This is a genomic window from Bacteroidales bacterium (assembly GCA_016707785.1).
Taxonomy (GTDB): Bacteria; Bacteroidota; Bacteroidia; order Bacteroidales; family UBA4417; genus UBA4417.
The window spans coordinates 72544-94760 of the sequence record JADJGZ010000002.1 but is presented as its reverse complement, the minus strand read 5'-3'; the positions used below and the strand labels follow the sequence as shown (position 1 = coordinate 94760).

Here is a 22217-nt window from a genome sequence, read left to right as displayed (position 1 = left end):
TAGATTTTGTTATTGCTTATATTTTAATGTCTATTGAAATACCCTGACATAATCGACGATCATCGATTGAGGAAATACTGTGGAAGCATTTGGACTTCCGGGCCAGTTTCCCCCAACAGCTACATTGAAGATGAAAAACTGAGGCAAGCGAAATGCATCATATTTTATTGTTGAAGGTGTCACGGTATAATAACGTTTATAGTCAACAAACCATTCAATTGAATTTTCCTGCCATAAGATGGTAAATACATGAAACTTATCATGATAGTTTTCACTCTGGTTTACCTTGTAGGAGCCTCCGATATATTTATGCCCGCCATCATTGTAATGGATGGTACCATGTACTTTATCTGATTCATGTCCAAGGTATTCCATAATATCAATTTCCCCGCAAGCTGGCCAGCCAACACTGGAGATATTCCCGCCCAGCATCCATAATGCAGGCCAGATCCCTTGTCCGATTGGCATTTTGGCACGTATATCAATCCTTCCATACGTGAATTCTTCTTTCCCTTTAGTGGTAAGTCTAGCAGATGTGTAATTTCCATTATAAGGATTCTTCAAAGCCGTAATAGTCAGAAAACCATTCTGTAGATTCGAATTAGCAGGTAAATCGGTATAAATCTCCAACTCATTATTCCCCCAGCCACCGCCACCAATTTCATAGTTCCAGGAGGTTGTATTTAATGTAGCATCATCAAATTCATCACTCCAGATCAGGCTCATCCCGGGGTAATTATCAGGTGTAATATACCCATCTGCATCCTGAAGTGGTACATAATTATCGTCGTCCTCAATGGTAACCTTAACCTGGGGAATCAGCATTGTTGTATTCTGTAAATTGCTGAATTTGACCACAAAAGCACCATCTAATTCAAGATAGGTATCTGAAAGAATGCTAATTTCAATTACTTTGGAAACTTCACCAGCTAAAAAGATGAGTGGTTGATCAGTAACTGCAACAAAATCCTCTCCTGCTTTGGCAGTTGCATCCTCTGTTGACCAATTGAGAGATACATCAACGGTAGTAGCTTCTGACAGGTCTACAGTAATTATAGCCTTTTTCCCGTCGATATTGCCTTCTGTCACTACAACATCTTCAGCAACAAGTTTAGGGATTACAGGGGGTGCTTCTGATTCTTTCTTACAGGAAAGAAATAATACTCCTCCAATCAGAAGGGCTGATAATATTAGAGCTATGTTTTTCATCTGTGAGTGAATTATTGGATTGTGTGATCAGTGCTATAGAATTGTGAGTTTTGAACGCCAGGTTTCGTTTCCATTTGTAAGTTCAAGGATGTATAGTCCGGAAGAAAGAGTATTCAACATGATGGTATAATTTTCATCGGCACTTTCCAGGGTTTCTTGCCTCAGCAGGGCTCCATTTAATGACATAATAGAAAGGGTTTTATCATTCCCTTTGGATTCTGGCATCTCGATTTTCAGCTTATTCTCATTTTTATTCAGAGGATTAGGGAATATCCGGATGTTCTTATTCGGGTTTACTACTGTATCTTCTTCTGCAATCTTTGTAAACCTGTACCAATTGATATTGAATTCAGGTTTCATAATTTTTACCCGGAGGATTCCCATTCCTTCATTCAGGTTCATTATAACAGAATGGGTAGCCCAGGTTTGCCAGCCTCCTGTAACAGGAACATCCAGTGTTGCAGAATTCAGTAGTGTTCCGCTTTTATCAAGTTGCTGGAACTCAAGAATGCCAGCCGAACTTTGACAAGCAACACGGGCATCAAGGGTATAGGTGCCGCTTTTTGAAACCCGGATTTTGTAATCGAGGAAGTCCCCGGTATTTGTATATCCGATGTTTTGTCCGCCCCCTGCATCTGTTGTGGTTTCAAGCTGTAATCCCCGGTTATAACTGAATGCTTCTGCTTCAATTTTTCCCGGAACAGCCAAGTGAACAGGAAGATTATTGATTACCTGCAGATCAGTAAAAGTTGCTAAAAGGGATTCATCTAAGGCCATAATCCCGGAACCGGAATAATTCAACTTGATATTATCCCCATCCATTAATTCTTCAGATAAACGAATAATTAACTGTTGAGGGTTGAGGCTATTGATTTTTACCGAACTGACGGATACAGTCTGGCCATTCACATTGCCCTCGAAACCGGTACTACTGATAGTTGCAGGATTAATTGATTTGTTGAGGGTAAGATAAATGTCTTGTGTTTCCTGGTATGTTTCAGCGGATAAGGAGCGAAGGGGAACATCTTCAATCTTTTTTGACAGAGAAAACCTCATATATCCCAAATTGGCTCCTCCTTTATCAATGTATACCTGGAGTTGATTAATACCTTTATATAGTATCAGGTCTCCTGCCTGTAAGGTCTTCCATGTTTGATTTCCACCTGTTGAAGTTAGCATAAGGGTTCCGGAGATATCACTTCCATTGCTTTTTATTCGGATCCTTGGAGTTGCCAAAGAAGAAGAAGCATATCTGAGATCCATATTATAGGCAGCCGAGGAGTCGATTTGAACTGTGTATTGAATCCACTCAGTATCCTCTGTCCAGCCCACATTGTAATCATTGGACTGTGGATCGGAATCGAAACAGGTTTCAACATCCACTCCATCATTTCTATACACCCATCCATTATTCCAGGAGGTATAGGTGCCGGAACTTACATGATAATCTGCGAACTCTTTATCTTTATAAGCAACACCATTTTTGCCCATATCAAAATCGGAGAAATGGATGAGTCCGGGGATATGATGATTGGCATATGGTTTGGCTGATGCATCATTAACCTGTCGGAACATTGCATCAATAATATCTTTCCTGAAGATGCAGTTTTCAATTTTAGAATTTTCAGCCAGTTGCATCATGGCATTTTTAGCAAATTCGGTACCCGGTGTGGCACCCCCGTTTTGCCAATAATCCAGTAAAACCTGGTAATCACTGTTCTTTGGTATTGTAAGGGGATTTACTACTGAACTGACCTTTTTCATCGGCCACCAGCACCATCCAATTGAGTTTTTTTCACACAACTGAATAGCATCAGTAAACCAATGATTTGAATTTTCACCGGATTCTCCAAGCCAAAGAGGTATGTTATGGGTATTCCGGATATTGATCATTCCCTGGATAGAATTCTGATCGTTGGTTGACCAATACTTGTGGAAGCTGGCAACCATATTGTTATCCCAGGGAGGGAGCAGTCCATTATAATTATTTGCCCAGCAATTTCCCTCTATGATGATCATGTGCTGCTGATCAACCTCGCGAATGGCCTGTGTAATTGCTACCAGTAGTTGACGAAGAGGAACATTGCTGGATTCAGAACATCCGTTTTGATTAGCTCCAGCTGTGAAGTTCCAGTTCGTTTCATTGATAAGGTCATAGCCACCCATCCATGGTTCATTAGCATATCTTTCAGCCAGTTTTCTCCAAAGTGCGATGGTTTTCTGTTTATTGGCTTCACTCTCCCAAAGAGAAGGTTTAGCCGGGTCATAATCTGAAATTGCCATATCCTTGCCCTGGCCTCCGGGTGCTGCATGCAAATCAAGAATAAGGTAAATCTGGTTCTCCGAGCACCATTTCAGAAGACTGTCAGTAAGGGTAAAACCTTCTTCCAGCCAGGTATTCTCACCGGCAACGGGTTCTGCTTCAATGGGAAGAGTATAAAGGTTATAATGCATTGGGAGCCTGACGGAGTTGAAACCCCAGGAAGCTAAAGAATCGATATCTGTTTTAGTACAATGATTCTGATGCCAGGTTTTATAAAAATTTTCAGTATTCTGAGGGCCTATCAGGCTCTGAATTTTTGCTTTGATCTCTCTTTGTGGATTTGCGAAACTGCTGGTTTCCATCATGTAACCTTCCATGAGCATCCAGCCACCTAATCCCATACCCCGAAGGATTACCTCATTGCCGGCTTCATCAACAATTTTTTTACCACTGGTTTTGAGGTTTTGAGCACTCAAAACATTAATTATCAGCAGGAATACGAGGATCCCTGCTGATCTTAATGCTTGTTTTATTTCGAAGGAAACAAAGGATGTTGTCATTATTCAGACTAGCTTTTTATGAGTTATTTGAGAAATTCCAGTAATACAAGTAACACATCATTTTAGTATCCCGGATTTTGAATCAGTTTAGTATTTTTATCAAGTTCCGATTGTGGGATAGGCCACAATAACCTGTTTTCGTTCAGGTTATAGCTCATATTAACGCCACCGAACTCTGATACTGCATTGAGAACAGCGATAGCCCGGCCGGTGCGCTTTAGGTCAAACCAGCGATGTCCTTCGAAAGCCAGCTCTAATCTTCTTTCCTTTTCAATCGCCAGTCGCATTGCATCCTGTGTGGAGGCTGTAGTATTTGGAAGATCAACCCTGGACCGGATTTGATTAACAAGTGCAGCAGCACCCGGAGTATCGCCGGTTTCATTGAGGGCTTCAGCTTTCAATAAAATGACATCTGCCAGTCTGAAGAAAATGTAGTTCTGTGGACTGGGAGAGGTATAGGCCCTGTATTTATAGGCAAAAGGATAATTGGTTTGTGGCCAATGCTGATCGGTCCATGAACCGGTTACATCCATGAATGTTATAGAAGAATTCTTCCTGATCACATCACCTTCGTCATTAAAGGCTTTCACGAGGTCATTGGAGGGAATATTAAACTTTTTCCAGTCCAGTCCCATAAACATACTGGCTCCCCAGTTGCCACTGCTGCTGGTGCCTGCATAATTGATTTCAAAGATTGATTCTGAAGAGTTTTCAATGCTATTATCCCATAGTTGATCATATTCAGGGAGGAGTGAATAGCCGCCGGAAATTACATCATTACAATATTTCAGCACTTTATTCCAGTCATGAGGTTCAACGGTGGCATATACTTTGGCTAACAAAGTATTTACGGCCCCCCTGGTAACATAACCTTTATCCTGGGCTGTAATTTTGGCAGATGATACGGCTACTTCCAGATCCTTGATAATCTGGGCATAAACCTCTTCCTTAGGGTCACGCGCAGGGAACATGATAGGGTATATTTCAGGTAATAGCTCGGCACTGATTGTTTTGATTTCCTGAAGCTGCAAAGGGACATCGCCCCAAAGCTGCACTAACTGAAAATACATGAATGCCCGAAGGAATGAAGCTTCACCGATGATCTCATTCTTCCTGGACTCGGTAAGTTCCGGATCTGTAACATCCTCAATGTTATTTATTACTGCATTGGCTTTCCCAATAGCTGCATACAAGTAACCCCAGTCACGACTAACATTGGTGTTCAAGGCATCAATATTGTAATCATCGATCTGGAAATTTGCAGGATTATCTGCACCGGCATAAGCATCATCACTTTGAGCATCACCATTCACAAAATAATCGAGTTCGAAATACTCATTTCGCAAATCCCCATATACTCCCTGAAGGGCTGATTCAACATCCCCTGCTGAAGTGAAATAAGTTGAATCTTCATTATTCACAATGATTTTATCATTCTGAGGATTGAGATCCAGAAATTTATCGCAAGAAGTTAATTGTAAGGCCATTACAGGAATTACAATCAGTAGGTATATATATTTTTTCATGATGGCAGCTATTTTAGAATTCAACGTTAAGACCAATAATCAATGACCGGGATTGAGGATAGGTCCCATAATCTATTCCCATTTCTGTAGCACTATTTCCGTAAGCATTTACTTCAGGATCAAATCCACTGTAATTTGTGAATGTCAGCAGGTTCTGACCGGTAACATAAACCGATAGTTTGTTAAAGGCTTTTATTTCATTAGGAGTAAAGACTTTATAGGATAGGGTCAATGACTTTAGTCTTACATAAGAACCATCCTCAATAAAACGGGAGGAATTGCGTACATTGTCCATATTACCAACTTTAGGAATATCCGTGTCAGTATTCTCCGTAGTCCAGCGACGAAGTACAGCAGTTGATTGGTTTTTACTATCGAACATTCCTTCAAGATCAATTCGGGTAGCATTATAGATATCATTTCCATAACTTCCCTGGAAGAAGATATTGAGGTCAAATCGCTTATAGCTGATATTGTTTGTGAACCCAAAGATGAAATCAGGCTGGGCATCACCAATTACAGTACGGTCGCCGGTATCAAAAATGCCATTGTCATTAACATCTTTATACTTCAGGTTACCAGTTAACGGATCAACACCTTCTGAAATGTAACCATAGAAGGAACCCAGTGGTAACCCAACTTTTACAATGGCAACATCTGAATTATTGCTATAAATTCTCCCAAAATAGTAGACATCAGTATACTTTAATGCGGTCACTTCATTCTTGTTGAAGGAAATATTAAAGTCGCTGTTCCACCTGATCTTTTTGTCGATGTTGACAGTGCTAATATTTAATTCCAATCCTTTATTCACAATTTCCCCGACATTTGTTTGAATTGTTGTAATAGGCAGGTAGGATGGAAGTTGAACATTCATCAGCACGTCAACTGTTTTTTTCATATATACATCAAGATTTAATACAAGTCTTGAGTTAAATGCGGTAAGGTCGATGCCAATATTGGTTTGAGAGGTAGTTTCCCATCTGAGATCGGGATTTCCATAGGTATACTGGTAAAATGCCGGGCCTAGCAATGGGTCATTGGGTCCAAGTGTAATTCTTGAGAAATTGGCAAGTCCATACTGAGTATAATTTGGGATTCCTTCCTGGTTGCCGGTTTTACCCCAGCCTCCACGTATCTTTAGGTCATCAATGAAATCAATGCCTTGCATGAATTTTTCAGATGAAATCCTCCATCCTGCTGAGAATGATGGCATCGTTCCCCAGGGGTTGGCTAGTTTTGAAGAACCATCACGACGAATGCTGCCAGTAAGATAGTATTTGCCCATATAATCATAGGATGCCCTTCCAAAAAAGGAAGCAAGCGCCCATTGCTGTCCTGAAGTACCTCCTGTAATCGTATTGGCAGCCCATAAGGTTTGAATCGACACATCTTCAGGGAAATTGCTTCCTGAGAGATAAGATTCTTTGTATGCATACTTTTGGATACTACTACCAATTAGAGCAGTGAAAGTATGATTATCTGAACGCAGAGAATAATCAAGGGTGTTTTCCCAAAGAACGGAGCTGCTATTACCTTTAGAGGATGTTCCTATTCCATGCTCTTTGCGGCCATAGCTGGTCCGGAACGGATCCAGGTAATAATCCCATTGGTGAGTATTCAGATCCACACCTAAACGCGATTTAAGAAACACATCCTTGTATAATTTGGCCTCAGCATTAAAACTTCCAAAAACCTTATTATCAGAGGCTTCCTGATCAGGGCCTTCCATATATGCTACCGGGTTTTCCCATGAAGGTTGGAAGGGATTGGGGTCAAACCATCCGCTACCATCACTCTTGTATATCTGCAAAAATGGAGGAGTATTCAGGGCACTCATAATTACACCACCCCTGCCGGAGCTAAGATTATCAGGAGTGTCCTTCGACTTCAGACTTAAGATACTGATATTGGTTCCAATTTTCAACCAGGGATTCAGATCATTATCAAGATTAATCCTAAATGAATACCGATCGAATTTGGCAGGTTGTACTATTCCCTGTTCTGAAAGGTAACCACCTGAAACAAAATACTTCATTTTTTCACTGCCACCGGTAGCAGATAATTGATAGGACTGGTTAAACCCAGTTCCAAAGACCTCTTCACTCCAATTGGTATATTTGGTCCAGAGGGGGCTGTAACTTCCCGGTGAAATTTCTTCCAGTAAATCCCGATAGTCTTTTGTACCAAGGACTTCAACTGTTTTTCTTAATTTGGAGACACCATAATAAGTGTTGAAACTAACCTTTTGGTTATTGGTTTCACCACGCTTGGTGGTAATGAGGACAACCCCATTAGCAGCTCTTGCTCCATATATAGCTGCAGAAGAAGCATCTTTGAGAACACTCATAGACGCAATATCAGTTGGGCTTAATCCACTGATATCTGTGGTTGGGAGGCCGTCCACCACATAAAGCGGTTCATTCCCGGCTAAAACTGATGTGGCTCCTCGAACACGAACCGACAAACTGGAACCTGGTTTCCCTGATGGTTGTGTCACTTGTACACCGGCTGCTTTTCCCTGCAAAGCCTGGGCTGCAGATACCAATGGACGGTCCCTTATTTCTTTTTCACCAACAACTGAAACTGCGGTTGTTAAATCCTTTTTTTTCTGGGTGCCATAACCTATGATCACCACTTCATTTAATTGTTTGGTTTCTTCGAGCAATACAATATTTATACTTGATTGATTAGTGATAGTAATTTCCTGGGGCACAAACCCAATATAGCTGAATCGTAAAATACCTGCATTCAGGTTGATTTTGTATTTACCATCCAGATCGGTTGTTGTTCCGGTTGAAGTGCCTTTAAGTTGAACAGTAACACCTGGCAGACCCATGCCACTTTCATCAGTAACCTTCCCGGAAATCAGCCTTTCCTGAGCCAGGGCTGTGAGGGAAATGGTCAGGAGAATTATCAGTGATAAATATTTCATCATGGATTTTATTTTTTAATTATTGATCCGTAAGTCACAAAAAGCTGAAATACAGATATTTGTGTTAGAACTTTTGTTAATGAAACCCTCTATTAAAAAATCAAGAGTGAGGGAGTATCCCACTCACTCTTGATTATAGATGGATTAATTGCAAGATTATCTTTGCAGGATTGTTGACCAGGAAGCTGAACCATTATGGTCAACACTGATATCACAAGTTACGAAAAGGTATTCTTTAGCACCGTTTTTAGCATAACCCATTACTTCATATTTATTGACAGTAATTCCACCGTTTGGCAGGTTTGCGCTGCTGGTGTTTTCACCACCGTAGAAGCCCTTCATGAAACCGATAAATGCAGCACCTGTAGCACCGTTTGTCAGTTCAATGATAGCCCTGTTTCCACCTGAAGCAGGAGTGAAGGCATAGGAGTGGATTCCACTTCCGAATGCCGGGCCATTGCCTGCACTTGCGGCTATAGCTGCGTCATCAATACAGCCGTGTGGATCACCCCACCAGCCATCATTACGGGCAGAACCACTGGTTTTGTATTCATATACGCCACCTGCTGAGAAAATAAACTCATCATCAGCCATACATGACCAATCATCAGCAGTACCGGCCATAGTTCCATCAAGGTTAGCTTTAGGAACACTCCACCAGCCAGCGTCACCCATTCCACCACCAACAAATATTGTCAAGTTGTCAACAATAATTTTCCATGCACCACCCTGAAGATCAGCTTCAGTGAGGACATCAGATGTTACGAAAAGTGCTTTGGATGCAGTTGAAGAGCCATTGGTATTGGTTGCAGTAAGGGTAACAGTGTATGGTCCACCACCGGCATATGTATGAGTTGGGTTGGCTGCAGTTGAAGTTGCTCCATCACCAAAATTCCATTCATAGGTAACAGCACCGGTAGTAGTATTAGTGCAGTTAATGGTTAAACCTGTTACATCCACGGTGAAACCAACACTTGGTTTGTTCCCTGGAATTGGAGGCTCCTGTGAAGGATCATCATAATGAACAAGAACATATCTCCAATATCCTAATACTGCAGGATCAGCTGGTTTATCTTTATATTGTACTTCTATCACAAGAGTATCAACAGCTCCATCATAAAGACTTACGATGTTATAAGTAACAGAATCCTGCATCATTGGAGTTAACTCATATACTTCACAATCTGTTGAAGTTTTATAGTATCCGATGTAGGCGCCTTTACCAATAGCGGTAATTTTGTTTTGCTGAGCATCAATTCTGAAGTGGTGTGAACCATCTCCCCAAGCTGAAAGGTCTTCACCTGTTGCTCCAACCATATCAGTTGTTTCTCCACAAGTGTTTGCCGGATCGAAAATACCATCACCCTCTCTCCAGAAATTACCACCAGCGGCAAATGTAAATGAACCATCACGGTTGAAAGTCCATTCATCATTAAGAATACAAGGACGATTGGCGAGTTCATCATTATTATTTCCAACAGCCCACCAAATGGTTGACCTGTCAATTGGTCCAACTTCCAGTGGGAAAACTCCGGTGCTTACATCCCTTAAAAGCTTCCATGATTTGGAGGTTGCACCTACCAATTTTGTCAGCATTACATTAGGGTCAGAAATGGTAATTTTCTGTGCATAAGTATCAGTGGCACCACCTGAAGAGGTAACTGTCATAGAAACATTGAAATCTCCTTCAGCGGTGTAGGTATGTTCCGGGCTAACTTCTGTTGAGGTAGTTCCATCACCGAAAGCCCAGGAAACAGTAGAGTAATTCTGAGAGGTATTCGTGAATTTTACCAGTTTATAATTGCTGGCATCAACTTGAAAGGTGAAACTGGCAATTACCTCAGCTTCTTCTTCCTTCTTGCAGGAAGAATAGATTAAGGGAATAACCAGGAGCAGCAATACTGCCCATGTGTACTTCTGTAAGTGTTTCATGTTTAATTGGTTTTTGAGGTTAGTAATAAAAAAATAGTACTTGATTGAATTTTCTTTGGTTTAGGTTATGATTTGTTTCATGCAAATTAATTTGGTTAACGATATTTTATTTTTCTGAATGGCTTATTTCCATACATAAGTCGCTACAGCACCACCCGGCAAGGTTGTAGTTGCTTTCCTGGTTCCGGATTGAATACTGAATGATTGGGAATCGGTGTTTTCATTTAAAACTATTAACACGGTTTTTCCATCTGGTGTTTTAAATGCAACATTTGACAATTTTGATGGCATTGAAGATCCAATCCTCACTGAACCACTTTTTACAAATCCGGAAGCATGCCCAATAATATAATAGGAAACATTTCGGCTCACGGAGAGGTGAACAGTCAATGCGCCTTCGCAATTGGTGCATCCGCCATTTGTATGAGGTTTATAATATGGATCAGAGGCAAGGTTCCACTCAATTACATTTTTACTCCAGTTTCTTGTAGCTCCAATGATAAGATTCTTAATATGCCATTGCAGATCCGGACCAAAATTGCTGGGTCCGCCTACCCATTGTTCGGTAAAGTAAACGTTCTTGTCAGGATGTTTGGTATGCACCTGTCCTAATGCTGAAATGTTCCCGGCATAAAGATGGAAACCGGATCCATCAATATATTTCCGAGCTTCTGAATCATCAAGAATATTGGTAGCATATTCAGGGTGATCACAATTGTGGTCATAGACAATGATCTTCGTTTTGATGTTCTCATTCTGAAAGGCTGGACCGAGGAAATCACGGATAAACACTTTCTGTTCATCTGAAGTCATCACCATGCTAGGGTTATTATTTGGATTTAGAGGTTCATTCTGAGGAGTAATGGCATCAATCAGGATTCCTTCTGTTTCCATCCCCTTAATATATTTAACAAAATACCTGGCATAGGCATCATAATATTCTGGTTTAAGACTGCCTCCAACAGAATATTTATTGGACTTCATCCATACAGGAGCCGACCAGGGAGATCCCATAATTTTAAGTCCGGGATTGTACTTTAATGCGGTTTTAAGCATTGGAATCAGGTTTTCCCTGTCTTTATCCAATGTGAAATTCTTTAATTCAGGATCAGTTTGGCCAGAAGGGACATCATCATATGAGAACACAGTGGCATCAAGATCTGAGGCCCCTATGCTTATTCTCAGGTAGCTGATGCCAATACATCCGCTATCAGAAGAAAACAACTCATGCATAATGGATTCACGGGCTGATTCAGGTAAATTATTCAGAACATATGCACTTCCGCCTGTCATTGCAAATCCAAAGCCATCAATGGTCTGAAAGGATTGTGTTGTATCAATTATAATGGTTGGGAATTGGGTATTTACACTTCCGAAGGATAATGCCTGTAACTGCTTTCTAAGAAGGAAAGTCTTGTCAGAATAGGTTATCCAGGCTTCAATATCCCGATTTGCAACGGATATATTTGTATCCGGATCTTCCGTATTTGGATTTCCTGATTTTCCACAACTGAAAGCTGAGCCCGATGCAATAAATAAAAGCATCAGACCAATCAGAAAGTATGGACAAGTTTTCCTCATTATTTTATTACTCATTGGTTATAATAATAACGTCTGAGTTGGATTTTATCACTATAAAAGTACAATTTTTTTATATCGGTTTGCAAGCGGATTGGTTTGTCAAGGCTTAATTATCAATTATACTGCGGATTATGATAGAATCAAATTACAGATTGGCTTAAAAATAATTGAATTATCTACTCCTTTTTAGCCATCTATTTAGTTGTTTAAAAAACATGAAATCATTTATTAGTAGCAAGGCTTTTTGCACAATTCCATTTTTTCTTTCTTGACAAGGGACTGGCTGAAATGGTCAGCCAGTCCCGATCAACAACAAATTCAACCTCAAAACCAGTCTTAACAATCGTTAAATTCCAGTCTCTATCTTAAATTCCTGTAGTCATCAATAGTTGATCGTATTGATATAAGCAGGAGTGATTACAAACAATTAATTATAATTAGGATTTTGCTGCATTTTAGTGTTATTGAGTTCCGATAACGGAATTGGCAGAATTTCATGTTTGCCGGCTACAAAATTCTTAAATGCCAATGCAGAAGCGGCTTTTCCTGTGCGAATCAGGTCAAAATACCGTTGTCCTTCGGTGGCAAGTTCAAGTCTGCGTTCCCTGTAAATATTTTCAAGGGTAGCAGCAACCGGGCCTAAACCTACACGTTCCCTGACTTTATTCAGATAAAATTCAGCTTTTGTCAGGTCCCCACCTCCACGAACAAGCGCTTCAGCTTCCATAAGATAAGTATCTGCAAGCCTCATTTCAATGATGTTATATGGATAATTCAGAACGAGGTCACCTCCACCGGTTGAGAAGAATTCAATAAGGGGGGCATATTTTTTCATGAAGAATCCCGTATTCTGATATCCGGCTACGTAATTGGCAACACCGGCAACTTTCAGACTATCAACGTTTATGATAGTATGGGAGTAGCGGGGATCAGTTTTGAGTAAATTTACCAGATCCAGCGTAATTACATTAAAACCATAACCTTCTTTATAAGTAGGGCCTGTATAGCCACGGGGGCCTATCATTTGCACCAGGACATTCCCTTCACTGAGGTTGGAATAACCACCCCAGTATTCATTTGATAAGGAAGTATGGGAAATTTCGAACAATGATTCACTGTTGAACTTATTATCCGGACGGAAAAGAGTGCCATAATCAGCTACTAATGAATAGTTGGCTGAAGTATTTACTTCTTCAAGTAATACTGCAACTTCAAGCATTCTTGATTCATCATTCTGAGTGAGGATAACCTTCCCAAGATAGGCTATGGCTGCCATTTTTGTTACGCGTCCATTTTCGTCTGCGGAAACTACTTCTGGAAGATCAGGAATTGCTTCTTTCAAATCTTTTTCGATCTGTGCCCATACATCTTCTGGTTTTGCCTGGGTGATAGCATACATTTCAGAGGCAGACAGAGGTGTAAGTACGAGGGGGATATTTTTAAAGAGCCTGATAAGGTCAAAATAGAAGTAAGCCCTCAGAAATTTTGCTTCGGCAAGGTAGCGGGCTTTCTTGGAGGCTGTCAGGTCTTTAACTCCATCAATTTTGGATAAGAGTACATTCGCCCGGAAAATACCTTTATAACTTCTATCCCAGAATTGTCCCTGAGGACCAATTCCCGGATCAATGGAATAGTTACTCCAGGCTTGCCAGTCTGGAATATCAGAGGCATCTCCTCCTCCGGCAAAGCAATCATCAGAAGCACAATTTAACATCCCTATCCTGCAGGAATATTTATTGTTTTCTATCTCCTTTCCTAATGCATCATAGATGGCAACAATGCCTGACATGATTTCAGCCTCATTTTTATAGTAGTTGGGCTCAAGATTGGTACCCTTGGGAGTTACTTCAAGAAAATCCTTGCCACAGGCTGTAATCAACAGAATTCCAGCAAGGAATAAGAAAATATATATTGCGAGTCTTTTCATTTCAGTTTAAATTAAAAGGTTACATCAATACCAACAATAAACGAACGGGCTTGTGGGTAAACAACGCGATCGATACCATAACTACCGCCACCGATTTCAGGGTCAAATCCCTGGTATTTAGTGAAAGTAAGCAGGTTGTTTGCTCCCATATAAAGACGAGTTTTCTTTAGACCGATTTTTTCCCTCATATTAGCAGGTACAGAATATCCAATTTGAATGGATTTAATCCTTACATAGGTGCCACTTGTCAGGTAAAAACTGGAAGGTCTGCTAAAATTCTTATTTGGATCACCAGATACAATTCTAGGGAAATCAGTAAGCGGATTTTCACTTGTCCAGCGATCCAGGGCATCGGTTGTCCAGTTTGCATAAGGAATGTCAAGTCGGCGTAAGCCATTGAAAACCTGGTTACCAGCCACGCCCTGAGCAAAGACCATCAGGTCAAATCCTTTATAAGTGGCTGAAGCCGTTAATCCAAATGACCAGTTTGGTGTGGGATCTCCAATAAATGTTCTGTCGTCACCAGTAATTTTTCCATCTTCATTGATGTCGGCAAATTTGAAGTCTCCAAGCTTTGCATTGGGTTGAATCGTGTTCCCTGTGAGAGGATCAGTGTATCCCAGTATTTCTGATTGTTTTCTAAAGACGCCCAAAACTTCATAACCATAGAATGATCCAATTGCATGGCCAACAGCAGTGCGGCTGATAGTGTATTCACTTGCCTGGAAACTTGCTCCATCAATATATTCCTTTTCACCAATATCGGTTACTTCATTTTTAACATAGGATGTATTTCCTTTAATATCAAGGAAAACACCTCCCAATTGACGGGTATATCCTAGTTCTAATTCAAATCCTTTGTTAGTCATAGAGGCAACATTTTGATATTGTCCACCTTCAGCTCCAACATATCCCGGCAGATCAACAACCATTAGCATATCGGTAGTGTTTTTTGAGAAGAAATCCAATACCAGGGTAATATTCTCATAAAGGGTTGCTTCGACACCAATATTGCTTTGAATGGTTTGTTCCCATCTCAAATCAGGATTGGGAGGTGCATCAGGGCTATAACCAATAAGTTGATTATCATAACCATAGGTGTAGTTTCTGCCACCTCCAACAATAGCCAGATAGGCGAAATCTTTGAGCCTGTCGTTCCCGGTTACTCCATAAGATCCTCTTAATTTCAGGAAGTCAACGACATCATTGCTTGGCCAGAATTTTTCCAGAGAAGGAACCCATCCAAAGGATACTGAAGGGAAAATACCAAACTTATTATTGTCGCCAAACCTGGAAGAACCATCACGGCGAATAATTCCTGTAAACAGGTATTTTTCAGAGAAATTGTAATTGACACGTGCAAATAAAGAGGTCAGTTTATATTCGGGATTTTCATATCCATAGCTGGTTTTGTCGGCATCAGCAACACTGAAATTCATTGAAGCTTCTTCAAATGTTGAGGCTGGTATTCCCTGGTAGGTTACACCCATTCCCTTTGAATTGCTAACATAGGAACTTTGTCCAAGGAGTAAAGTAACGTTGTGATTACCAAATGTCTTATTATAGGCGGCTGTATTTTCAAGACTCCAGATGAAACCGGTATTTGTATTTTTTGAATACCTTGTTTCTTCATTGGAATAAGAAGGATTTAACCAGAACAATGGTGAGAAATTTTCACCACCCCAGAAAGCCAGTTTGGTACCAAGGTCTGACTTGAATTTGAGTCCTTTGATTGGCTCTAATTCTGCATAAACATCACCTACAATATTATCGGACCAACCATAATTACCCTGTTGTGTTTGTTCATAAGCCAGAGGGTTTGTCATTTCTTGTCCAACTTTCTTAGAGATTCCATAAGGATATCCGTTTGGATCCAGGATTACATTATGTCCAAGATATAACTCATTGGGAGAGACAATTTTATCAGGATCAGTTTCTACGAGAGGAGTAATGGGATCAAGATTAATAGCAGAAGCCAATGGTCCGCCATACTCAGAATTTGTATTCAGGGATCCTTTGCTCTTAATATGGGAGTAACCGATATTATTTCCGAAGGTTATCCAATCCTTTACTTTATGAGTAGAATTTACCCGGAAATTGAGCCTGTTGTAATTGGATAGTGAAGTGGTTACAATCCCTTCCTGATCATAATATCCGAATGAAGTATAGAAGGTTGATTTTTCATTTCCACCACTTACACTAAGTTCATGTTTCTGGATTCCTGCACTATTATTGAAGATAGCATCCTGCCAATCGGTGCCGGTTCCATAAGATTCAGGATTGGGATAAGGGATTGCTGAAGATCCCGAATTTTTAACCATTTCATTCTGAAGCGTAGCATATTGAGTTGCATTCAGAAGATCAAGTTTTTTAGCTGGTGATTGTGTGCCAAAATATGCGTTGTAATTAACAATCATACTTCCGGCTTTCCCCTTTTTGGTTGTAACAAGGATTACTCCATTGGCAGCACGTGCTCCATAGATTGCGCAGGAAGCAGCATCTTTGAGTACTTCCATGGATTCAATATCGGCTGAATTCAGGTAATCTATGCCGCCATTATCCACTACAATACCGTCTACTACAAATAAAGGATCACTGTCGTTGATGGTTGTAGTACCCCTGACACGGACGGTAGCAGAAGATCCGGGCTGACCTGAACTTGAAGCAATTGTGAGTCCGGAAGTCCGTCCTTGCAACGCATTCTCAATTCTTGAAATTGAAGCTTTCTCCAGATCTTTAGATTTAACACTGGAAATAGCACCCGTTACAACACTTTTTTTCTGGGTGCCATAACCAACTACCACGAGTTCGGAAAGGCCGATGCTCTTTTCTTCCAGAACTACTGAAAGAGGAACACCTGCAAATGCCTGCATTTCTTTTGTGTCAGTACCAACAAAGGAAAATACGAGGGTTACTTCCGGCTTTGGAGCGGTCAGACTGAATTTACCGTCAATATCTGTAGAAGTACCATGGGATACATCGCCCTTAATAATAACATTCACCCCTGGAAGAGTTTCGCCTGACTGATTGGCTACTGTCCCACTGATAGTATATGTTGTTTGGGCAAAGAGAGGGTTAAGTAATCCAAAACTCAATATCAGGCATAGGTAAACATACCTATTTAATATGTGTCTTGGTACATAGTAAAGATTTCTGTTCATATGGTTGGTTTTGTTGTTGAGGTTGCCAGATTTAAAGAAATGCTAAGATAGACTCAGCATTCATAGTAAACAAAAAATCAATGTACATCAAATATGCATCAAACATGCCTGAAATATTACATGTATATTACATCAAAAGTAATGTAATATGAAATTAAATCATAGAATATCAAATTATTATATTTTTTATTTCCCAATTGTTAATACATCAATCACTACACAGCGTATAAAAAGCACCATTTATGTATTTGTATCAGGAGCGTTATCTAAAAACGAACTAAGACTTAGCAGGATTTAAGCTGGGTAACCGCATATTTAAACGAGTAATTAATTTACTCAATAGAAGACTCACATATTCATCATGAACTCAATAAGATTTGCATTTCTATCCAGACCCAATTTTTTTCTAATCCTATAACGGCTTATTTCAACCCCTCTGGTACTGATATTCATAAGTGTAGCTATTTCTTTGCTGGAAATATTCATTCGCAGATAGGCACATAAGCTGAGTTCTCTTGGAGTAAGATCCGGGTAATCGTGTTTAAGTTTTTGAAAAAGGGATTCATGGACTTGTTCAACATGGGTATTGAATACCTGCCATTGTTTTTCATTGTCAATTTCTTTCCCGATGCGTTTTAACAGGGTATTCAACTCAATCTTGTGATGATCTTCTGCCTGGCTGTTTTTAATTTTTGTCAAATCATTTCTAAGCTTATGCAGAATTTCATTTTTCTGAATAATCATCAGGGTTGAATTGGCTAATTCTTTCTCTTTGTGAATCATCTCCAGGTTGAGTTTCTCATTTCTTAGGCGAATCATCTCTTTTTCAGTTATGAGGGCATCCTCCTTAAGTTGCTGTTCTCTCAGTTTGAATTTATTTTTTTGTTCTTCTTGTTCTTTCAATCGGGAATGTTCCATACTCCTGAGGAAGAACCGATAACCAAGGATCAATAAAATGAGGAAAGTCAAAAAATATAGAATCCTGGCTAAGGTTGTCCTGTACCATGGATGCATAATCCTGAACGTATAGGATAGGGTAGGTGTAATTTTGCCAGTTTCTGTCCGGGCCTTTAAAAGGAAGACATATTCTCCGTCGGGAAGATTGGTATATTCCTTACTGGTTTGTGAGGTCCAGGATGACCATTCCCGGTCAAAACCATCCAGTTTGAATTGATATGCGACACCCTGATTGGTATAATAACTGGCCGAGAAAGAAATATAAATGGAGTTATTATTGAACCTGAATTCAGGGATGATTTCCTGTTTTTCGCTCAGACTGTTATGCCGGTAAATGCCTTCAGAGGTGTCACTGGATTGGATTCGGCTGATATGAAGATTAGGAATATAATTATAATCCTGGAACAAACCGGTTACATAATGGGCAAATCCACCTTCAATTCCAATGATTACATTGTTGTTGTTAATGGGATTCACATGTCCATAAGATGGAATAATCTGGCCTTTCAACTCCAGGAAAGGAGCTGTAATGTTTTTGAGGCTACCATCTTCCTGCATCCTTAGAACACCGGGTTGTTGATCCTGGTAATACCAGATATTAAAAGCATTGTCAGGTTTAATATAATCGATGTATTTATTTCCCGGAAGCAATTGGTTAATAAGGCTGTCAGGAACAAATCTTTCCTTTTTGTCATCAAAACGAAAGATTCCATTTCGGGTTGCAACTACTAGTCCGGATTGAAAGCGAAAGAGGTTATTCCCGATGTCTTTTGGTAAGCCGGCTTTTGAGTCATAAAAAGTTAGTTTATTCACTTTTCTTAAAGCTGAATCCGGAGAAATCCGAAAGACTCCTTTATAGCCATGGCTTACCCATATGTCGCCCCGGCTATCTTGTTCATAATAATGCGAAGATTGATCATAGCCCAGCAATTCATTCCTATAAACCCAAAATGCACCTTTCTTTTCCAGTACTGACATCCCTGAATAATGTCCAACCAATACCAGGGGCTGTTTATTCCTTGCTTGTAATAAGTTCCACCCCCCAGGGATATTGGAGACCTTGATAGCATGATTGTCAACTATTTGGAACACACCAAAATTATGGCCACACAGAAGTGTGTTATCAATAATTGCCAGGCTCCACACCTGGCCTTCTGTTCCCTCAATAAGGTGAAAATCTTCCTTCTTTTTCAGTGGATTTACAAAATCAGTCCAGGAAATATGAAATAAACCCTGGTTGGTTCCGAGGTATAAATAATCTCCAAATATGGCTGAGCAATACCCTGATCCTATGTCGAAATAGTTCTGAATATAGGTGATAGGTGAACTAAAGCGGACAATGGAGATGCCATTGTCGAGTCCGAGCCAGATATCTCCTTGTTTATCACTTCCAATACATAACACGGTATTATTCAGAATACCTCTCTCCTTATTGATTTCGAAGAGCATTTTTCCGGAAGTATCACATATGATAAGTCCATTTTGTATGGTTCCGAAAGCAAAATACTTCTCATCAATCATTGCCCCTGAAAAAATTTGATATCGTTTCAGCAGTTCATTCACCGGATTGTTCCAGGCAGTGATTTTTGTACCATCATACCTGAAGACACCTTTTTTTGCAGTACCAATAATAACCTGGTCATCGTTCAATGGTAGAATGGTCCAGATTTCAGTTCCGCTAAAGAAACCACCATCAGGAATTTGCCTGACTTTTCCTTCCCTGAGTTGCATCAGTCCCTGGGTTTCATCATATACCCAAAGGATTCCGTTTACATAGTATGAGAAATGAAATTTTGAACGGGGATATACGATATCAATCTTATTGTCCTTGTAAATGAAAATGGCACGAAATGATTGAAATACGATTCCAAAACTTGTCTTATGAATTCTCCAGATTTCATCAAAATCTGTGATCCTATTTTGAATCAAATGGACTAATGAATGAAATTCAAGCTGACCTTTCTGATTTTCTTCATAATAACCGAATTTATTGAAAGCACCCACATAAATCCTGTTTTCATCGATACAAATCGACCTGTATATAAGCTCCATGTCCCTATATATTGACCAATGAGCTCCATCAAATTCTATGAGTCCATCATTATTGGCAAAATAGATTCTGCCATTTTTGGATTGGGCCATTGACCAGTTCTGGGTTCCCCCCTGGTATTCTGAACGAGGGTGATTCTGAATCCCGGGAAGCCCATATCTCTGTGCTTCTGCGTGCCGGCATAGAAAGCAAAGCATCAGAACTAAAAGGACCAGTGGCTTGGACAGGGTATGATTCATTGTCAGAAAAGTGTTCCCCGGGGGAACAGTGATTTTACTTTTCGAATGTAAACAAATCTTACATTCAAAAACATGGGCACTCAAACTCTATAATGAGAATTGCATTTCACTTAAACTCCTGTATAATCCGTCATCCAGTTTTAGTAGTTCATCATGGGTACCTTGTTCAATGATTCTTCCCTGCTGCAGAACCAGGATATTATCGGCTTGTCTGATGGTTGAGAGGCGATGGGCAATTACAATGGAAGTTCTGCCTTTCATCAGTTTATCAAGGGCATCTCTCACCAGTCTTTCAGATTCAGAATCAAGAGATGAGGTAGCCTCATCGAGGATCAGTATTCTAGGGTTTTTTAATACAGCCCTTGCAATGGCTATTCGCTGCCTTTGCCCGCCGGATAATTGTGTTCCCCGCTCTCCTACTATTGTATCAAGGCCTTCCGGAAACCTGGAAATAAACTCCCAAGCATTGGCTTTCAAGGCCGCATCCATTATCTGTTCCTCTGTTGCCGCGGGTTTTCCATAGGCAATATTTTCCCGGATAGAACCCCCGAAAAGGAAAATATCCTGCGGGACTATAGCCATTTGACTGCGTAACTCTGTAAGAGGAATCGTACGGCTTTCTTTTTCGTCGAAAAAAATATTCCCATCTGTGGGATCATAAAGTCGTAAAAGCAGGGAGACAATTGTTGATTTCCCGGCACCGCTCGGTCCAACTAAGGCTACAAGGGTGTCAGGCTCTATATCAAAACTAACCTCATCAAGTACCGCTAACTCTGTTCTGCTTGGATAATGGAATGAGACCTTTTGAAACCGGATTTTTCCCTCGAAGTTGGTTTCTCCGGATGATAAAGTTTCTGAACTAATAGGTTCAATATTTTCATTAAAAATCTCTAATAAGTCTTCGGTTGCACCAATAAATTTCTGGACCCTGGCGAAAGTATCGGCCATGCCCCCAATTGTCCCGCCTATAAACATAGAATACATCACAAAGGAAAACAACTCACCGGTAGCAAGGTCTCCACTGGCTAAAAGGTTGGAGCCTTTCCAGATAACAGCCACCAATGCTCCGAATAGCCCAAAGATGGAAAAAGCTGAAAAAGCCCCTCGAAGTTTCCCGTTTTTAATACCGGTAAGTGCAATTTCCCGTGTTTTGCTTCTGTAACGGGACATTTCAAAAAACTCATTCGTAAAGGCTTTTACACTCTGGATGCCCTGGAGGGTCTCCTCAACAATTGTATTTGAATCTGCAACCTGGTTCTGGGCCTGCTTCGAAAGTTTGCGGATATACCTTCCAAAAACAACCACCAGGATCATAATTACCGGTATGATGGCTAACATGAATAAGGTCAAACGGGCAGAAGTTATCATCATCAGGCTGATTCCCCCTATGATAATAATCAGTTGTCTGAGAAATTCAGCAAGAGTGCTGGTGAGTGCATCCTGCAATAATGTGATATCAGAAGAAATTCTGGAATTGAGCTCTCCGACCCTGCGGTGTTGAAAAAAACTCATTGGCAATCGGATCAGGTGATTATAAGCACTTTGCCGCAAATCTGCCAGTGTTTTTTCTGTAACCCTGACAAAAAGGAAAACCCGGAAATAGGAGAAAACCGATTGAATAATCAGCACAGCGATTAACAGCAATGCTATCTTGTTTATTTCTTCACCTAATTTTCCCTGGTTCCCATAGTCTACAAGCTGACCTACCAGTTTTGGAAAAACAAGGCTGGCAAGACTGGTAGCCAGTAAAAACAGCAGCCCCAGTCCATATTCTACTCTATAAGGCTTAATATACCGGTAAAGCTGCAGTAGTTTCTTTAAACCACCCAGGGTTATTTTCTTTTTGGGAACTTCATATTTCATTGAGGGCAACTAAA

General features: G+C 40.3%; 10 protein-coding genes. All 10 read right to left on the bottom strand.

Translation table 11 applies throughout. The annotated features are described in order from the left end of the window. Positions 1-30: 30 nt before the first annotated feature. Complete coding sequence (locus IPH84_02190; GenBank protein MBK7172052.1) at positions 31-1209, bottom strand: family 16 glycosylhydrolase; 1179 nt, start codon at positions 1207-1209, stop codon at positions 31-33. 33 nt (positions 1210-1242) lie between these two features. Further along, entirely contained in the window at positions 1243-4032 is a 2790-nt protein-coding gene (locus IPH84_02185; GenBank protein MBK7172051.1) for a carbohydrate-binding protein, read from the bottom strand. A gap of 62 nt (positions 4033-4094) precedes the next feature. Next, on the bottom strand, positions 4095-5558 hold the full coding sequence (locus IPH84_02180) for a RagB/SusD family nutrient uptake outer membrane protein (protein MBK7172050.1): 1464 nt from the start codon (positions 5556-5558) through the stop codon (positions 4095-4097). A 13-nt stretch (positions 5559-5571) separates the two neighbouring features. After that, entirely contained in the window at positions 5572-8493 is a 2922-nt protein-coding gene (locus IPH84_02175; GenBank protein ID MBK7172049.1) for a TonB-dependent receptor, read from the bottom strand. Between the two features lie 156 nt (positions 8494-8649). Next, a complete protein-coding gene (locus IPH84_02170; GenBank protein MBK7172048.1) occupies positions 8650-10425 on the bottom strand; it encodes a PKD domain-containing protein in 1776 nt (591 codons plus the stop codon). 123 nt (positions 10426-10548) lie between these two features. Next, complete coding sequence (locus tag IPH84_02165) at positions 10549-11970, bottom strand: glucosylceramidase (GenBank protein MBK7172047.1); 1422 nt, start codon at positions 11968-11970, stop codon at positions 10549-10551. A 463-nt stretch (positions 11971-12433) separates the two neighbouring features. Beyond that, positions 12434-13933 carry a RagB/SusD family nutrient uptake outer membrane protein gene (locus tag IPH84_02160; GenBank protein ID MBK7172046.1) on the bottom strand — a complete coding sequence of 500 codons (1500 nt, stop codon included), beginning with the start codon at positions 13931-13933 and terminating at the stop codon, positions 12434-12436. A gap of 11 nt (positions 13934-13944) precedes the next feature. Further along, the gene (locus tag IPH84_02155; protein ID MBK7172045.1) at positions 13945-17094 is read right to left on the bottom strand and encodes a TonB-dependent receptor; all 3150 of its coding nucleotides are present in this window, start codon (positions 17092-17094) and stop codon (positions 13945-13947) included. A 348-nt stretch (positions 17095-17442) separates the two neighbouring features. Further along, positions 17443-20340, bottom strand: a complete 2898-nt coding sequence (locus IPH84_02150) for a hypothetical protein (protein ID MBK7172044.1) — start codon at positions 20338-20340, stop codon at positions 17443-17445. Between the two features lie 87 nt (positions 20341-20427). Then, entirely contained in the window at positions 20428-22203 is a 1776-nt protein-coding gene (locus tag IPH84_02145; GenBank protein MBK7172043.1) for an ATP-binding cassette domain-containing protein, read from the bottom strand. Positions 22204-22217: the final 14 nt, after the last annotated feature.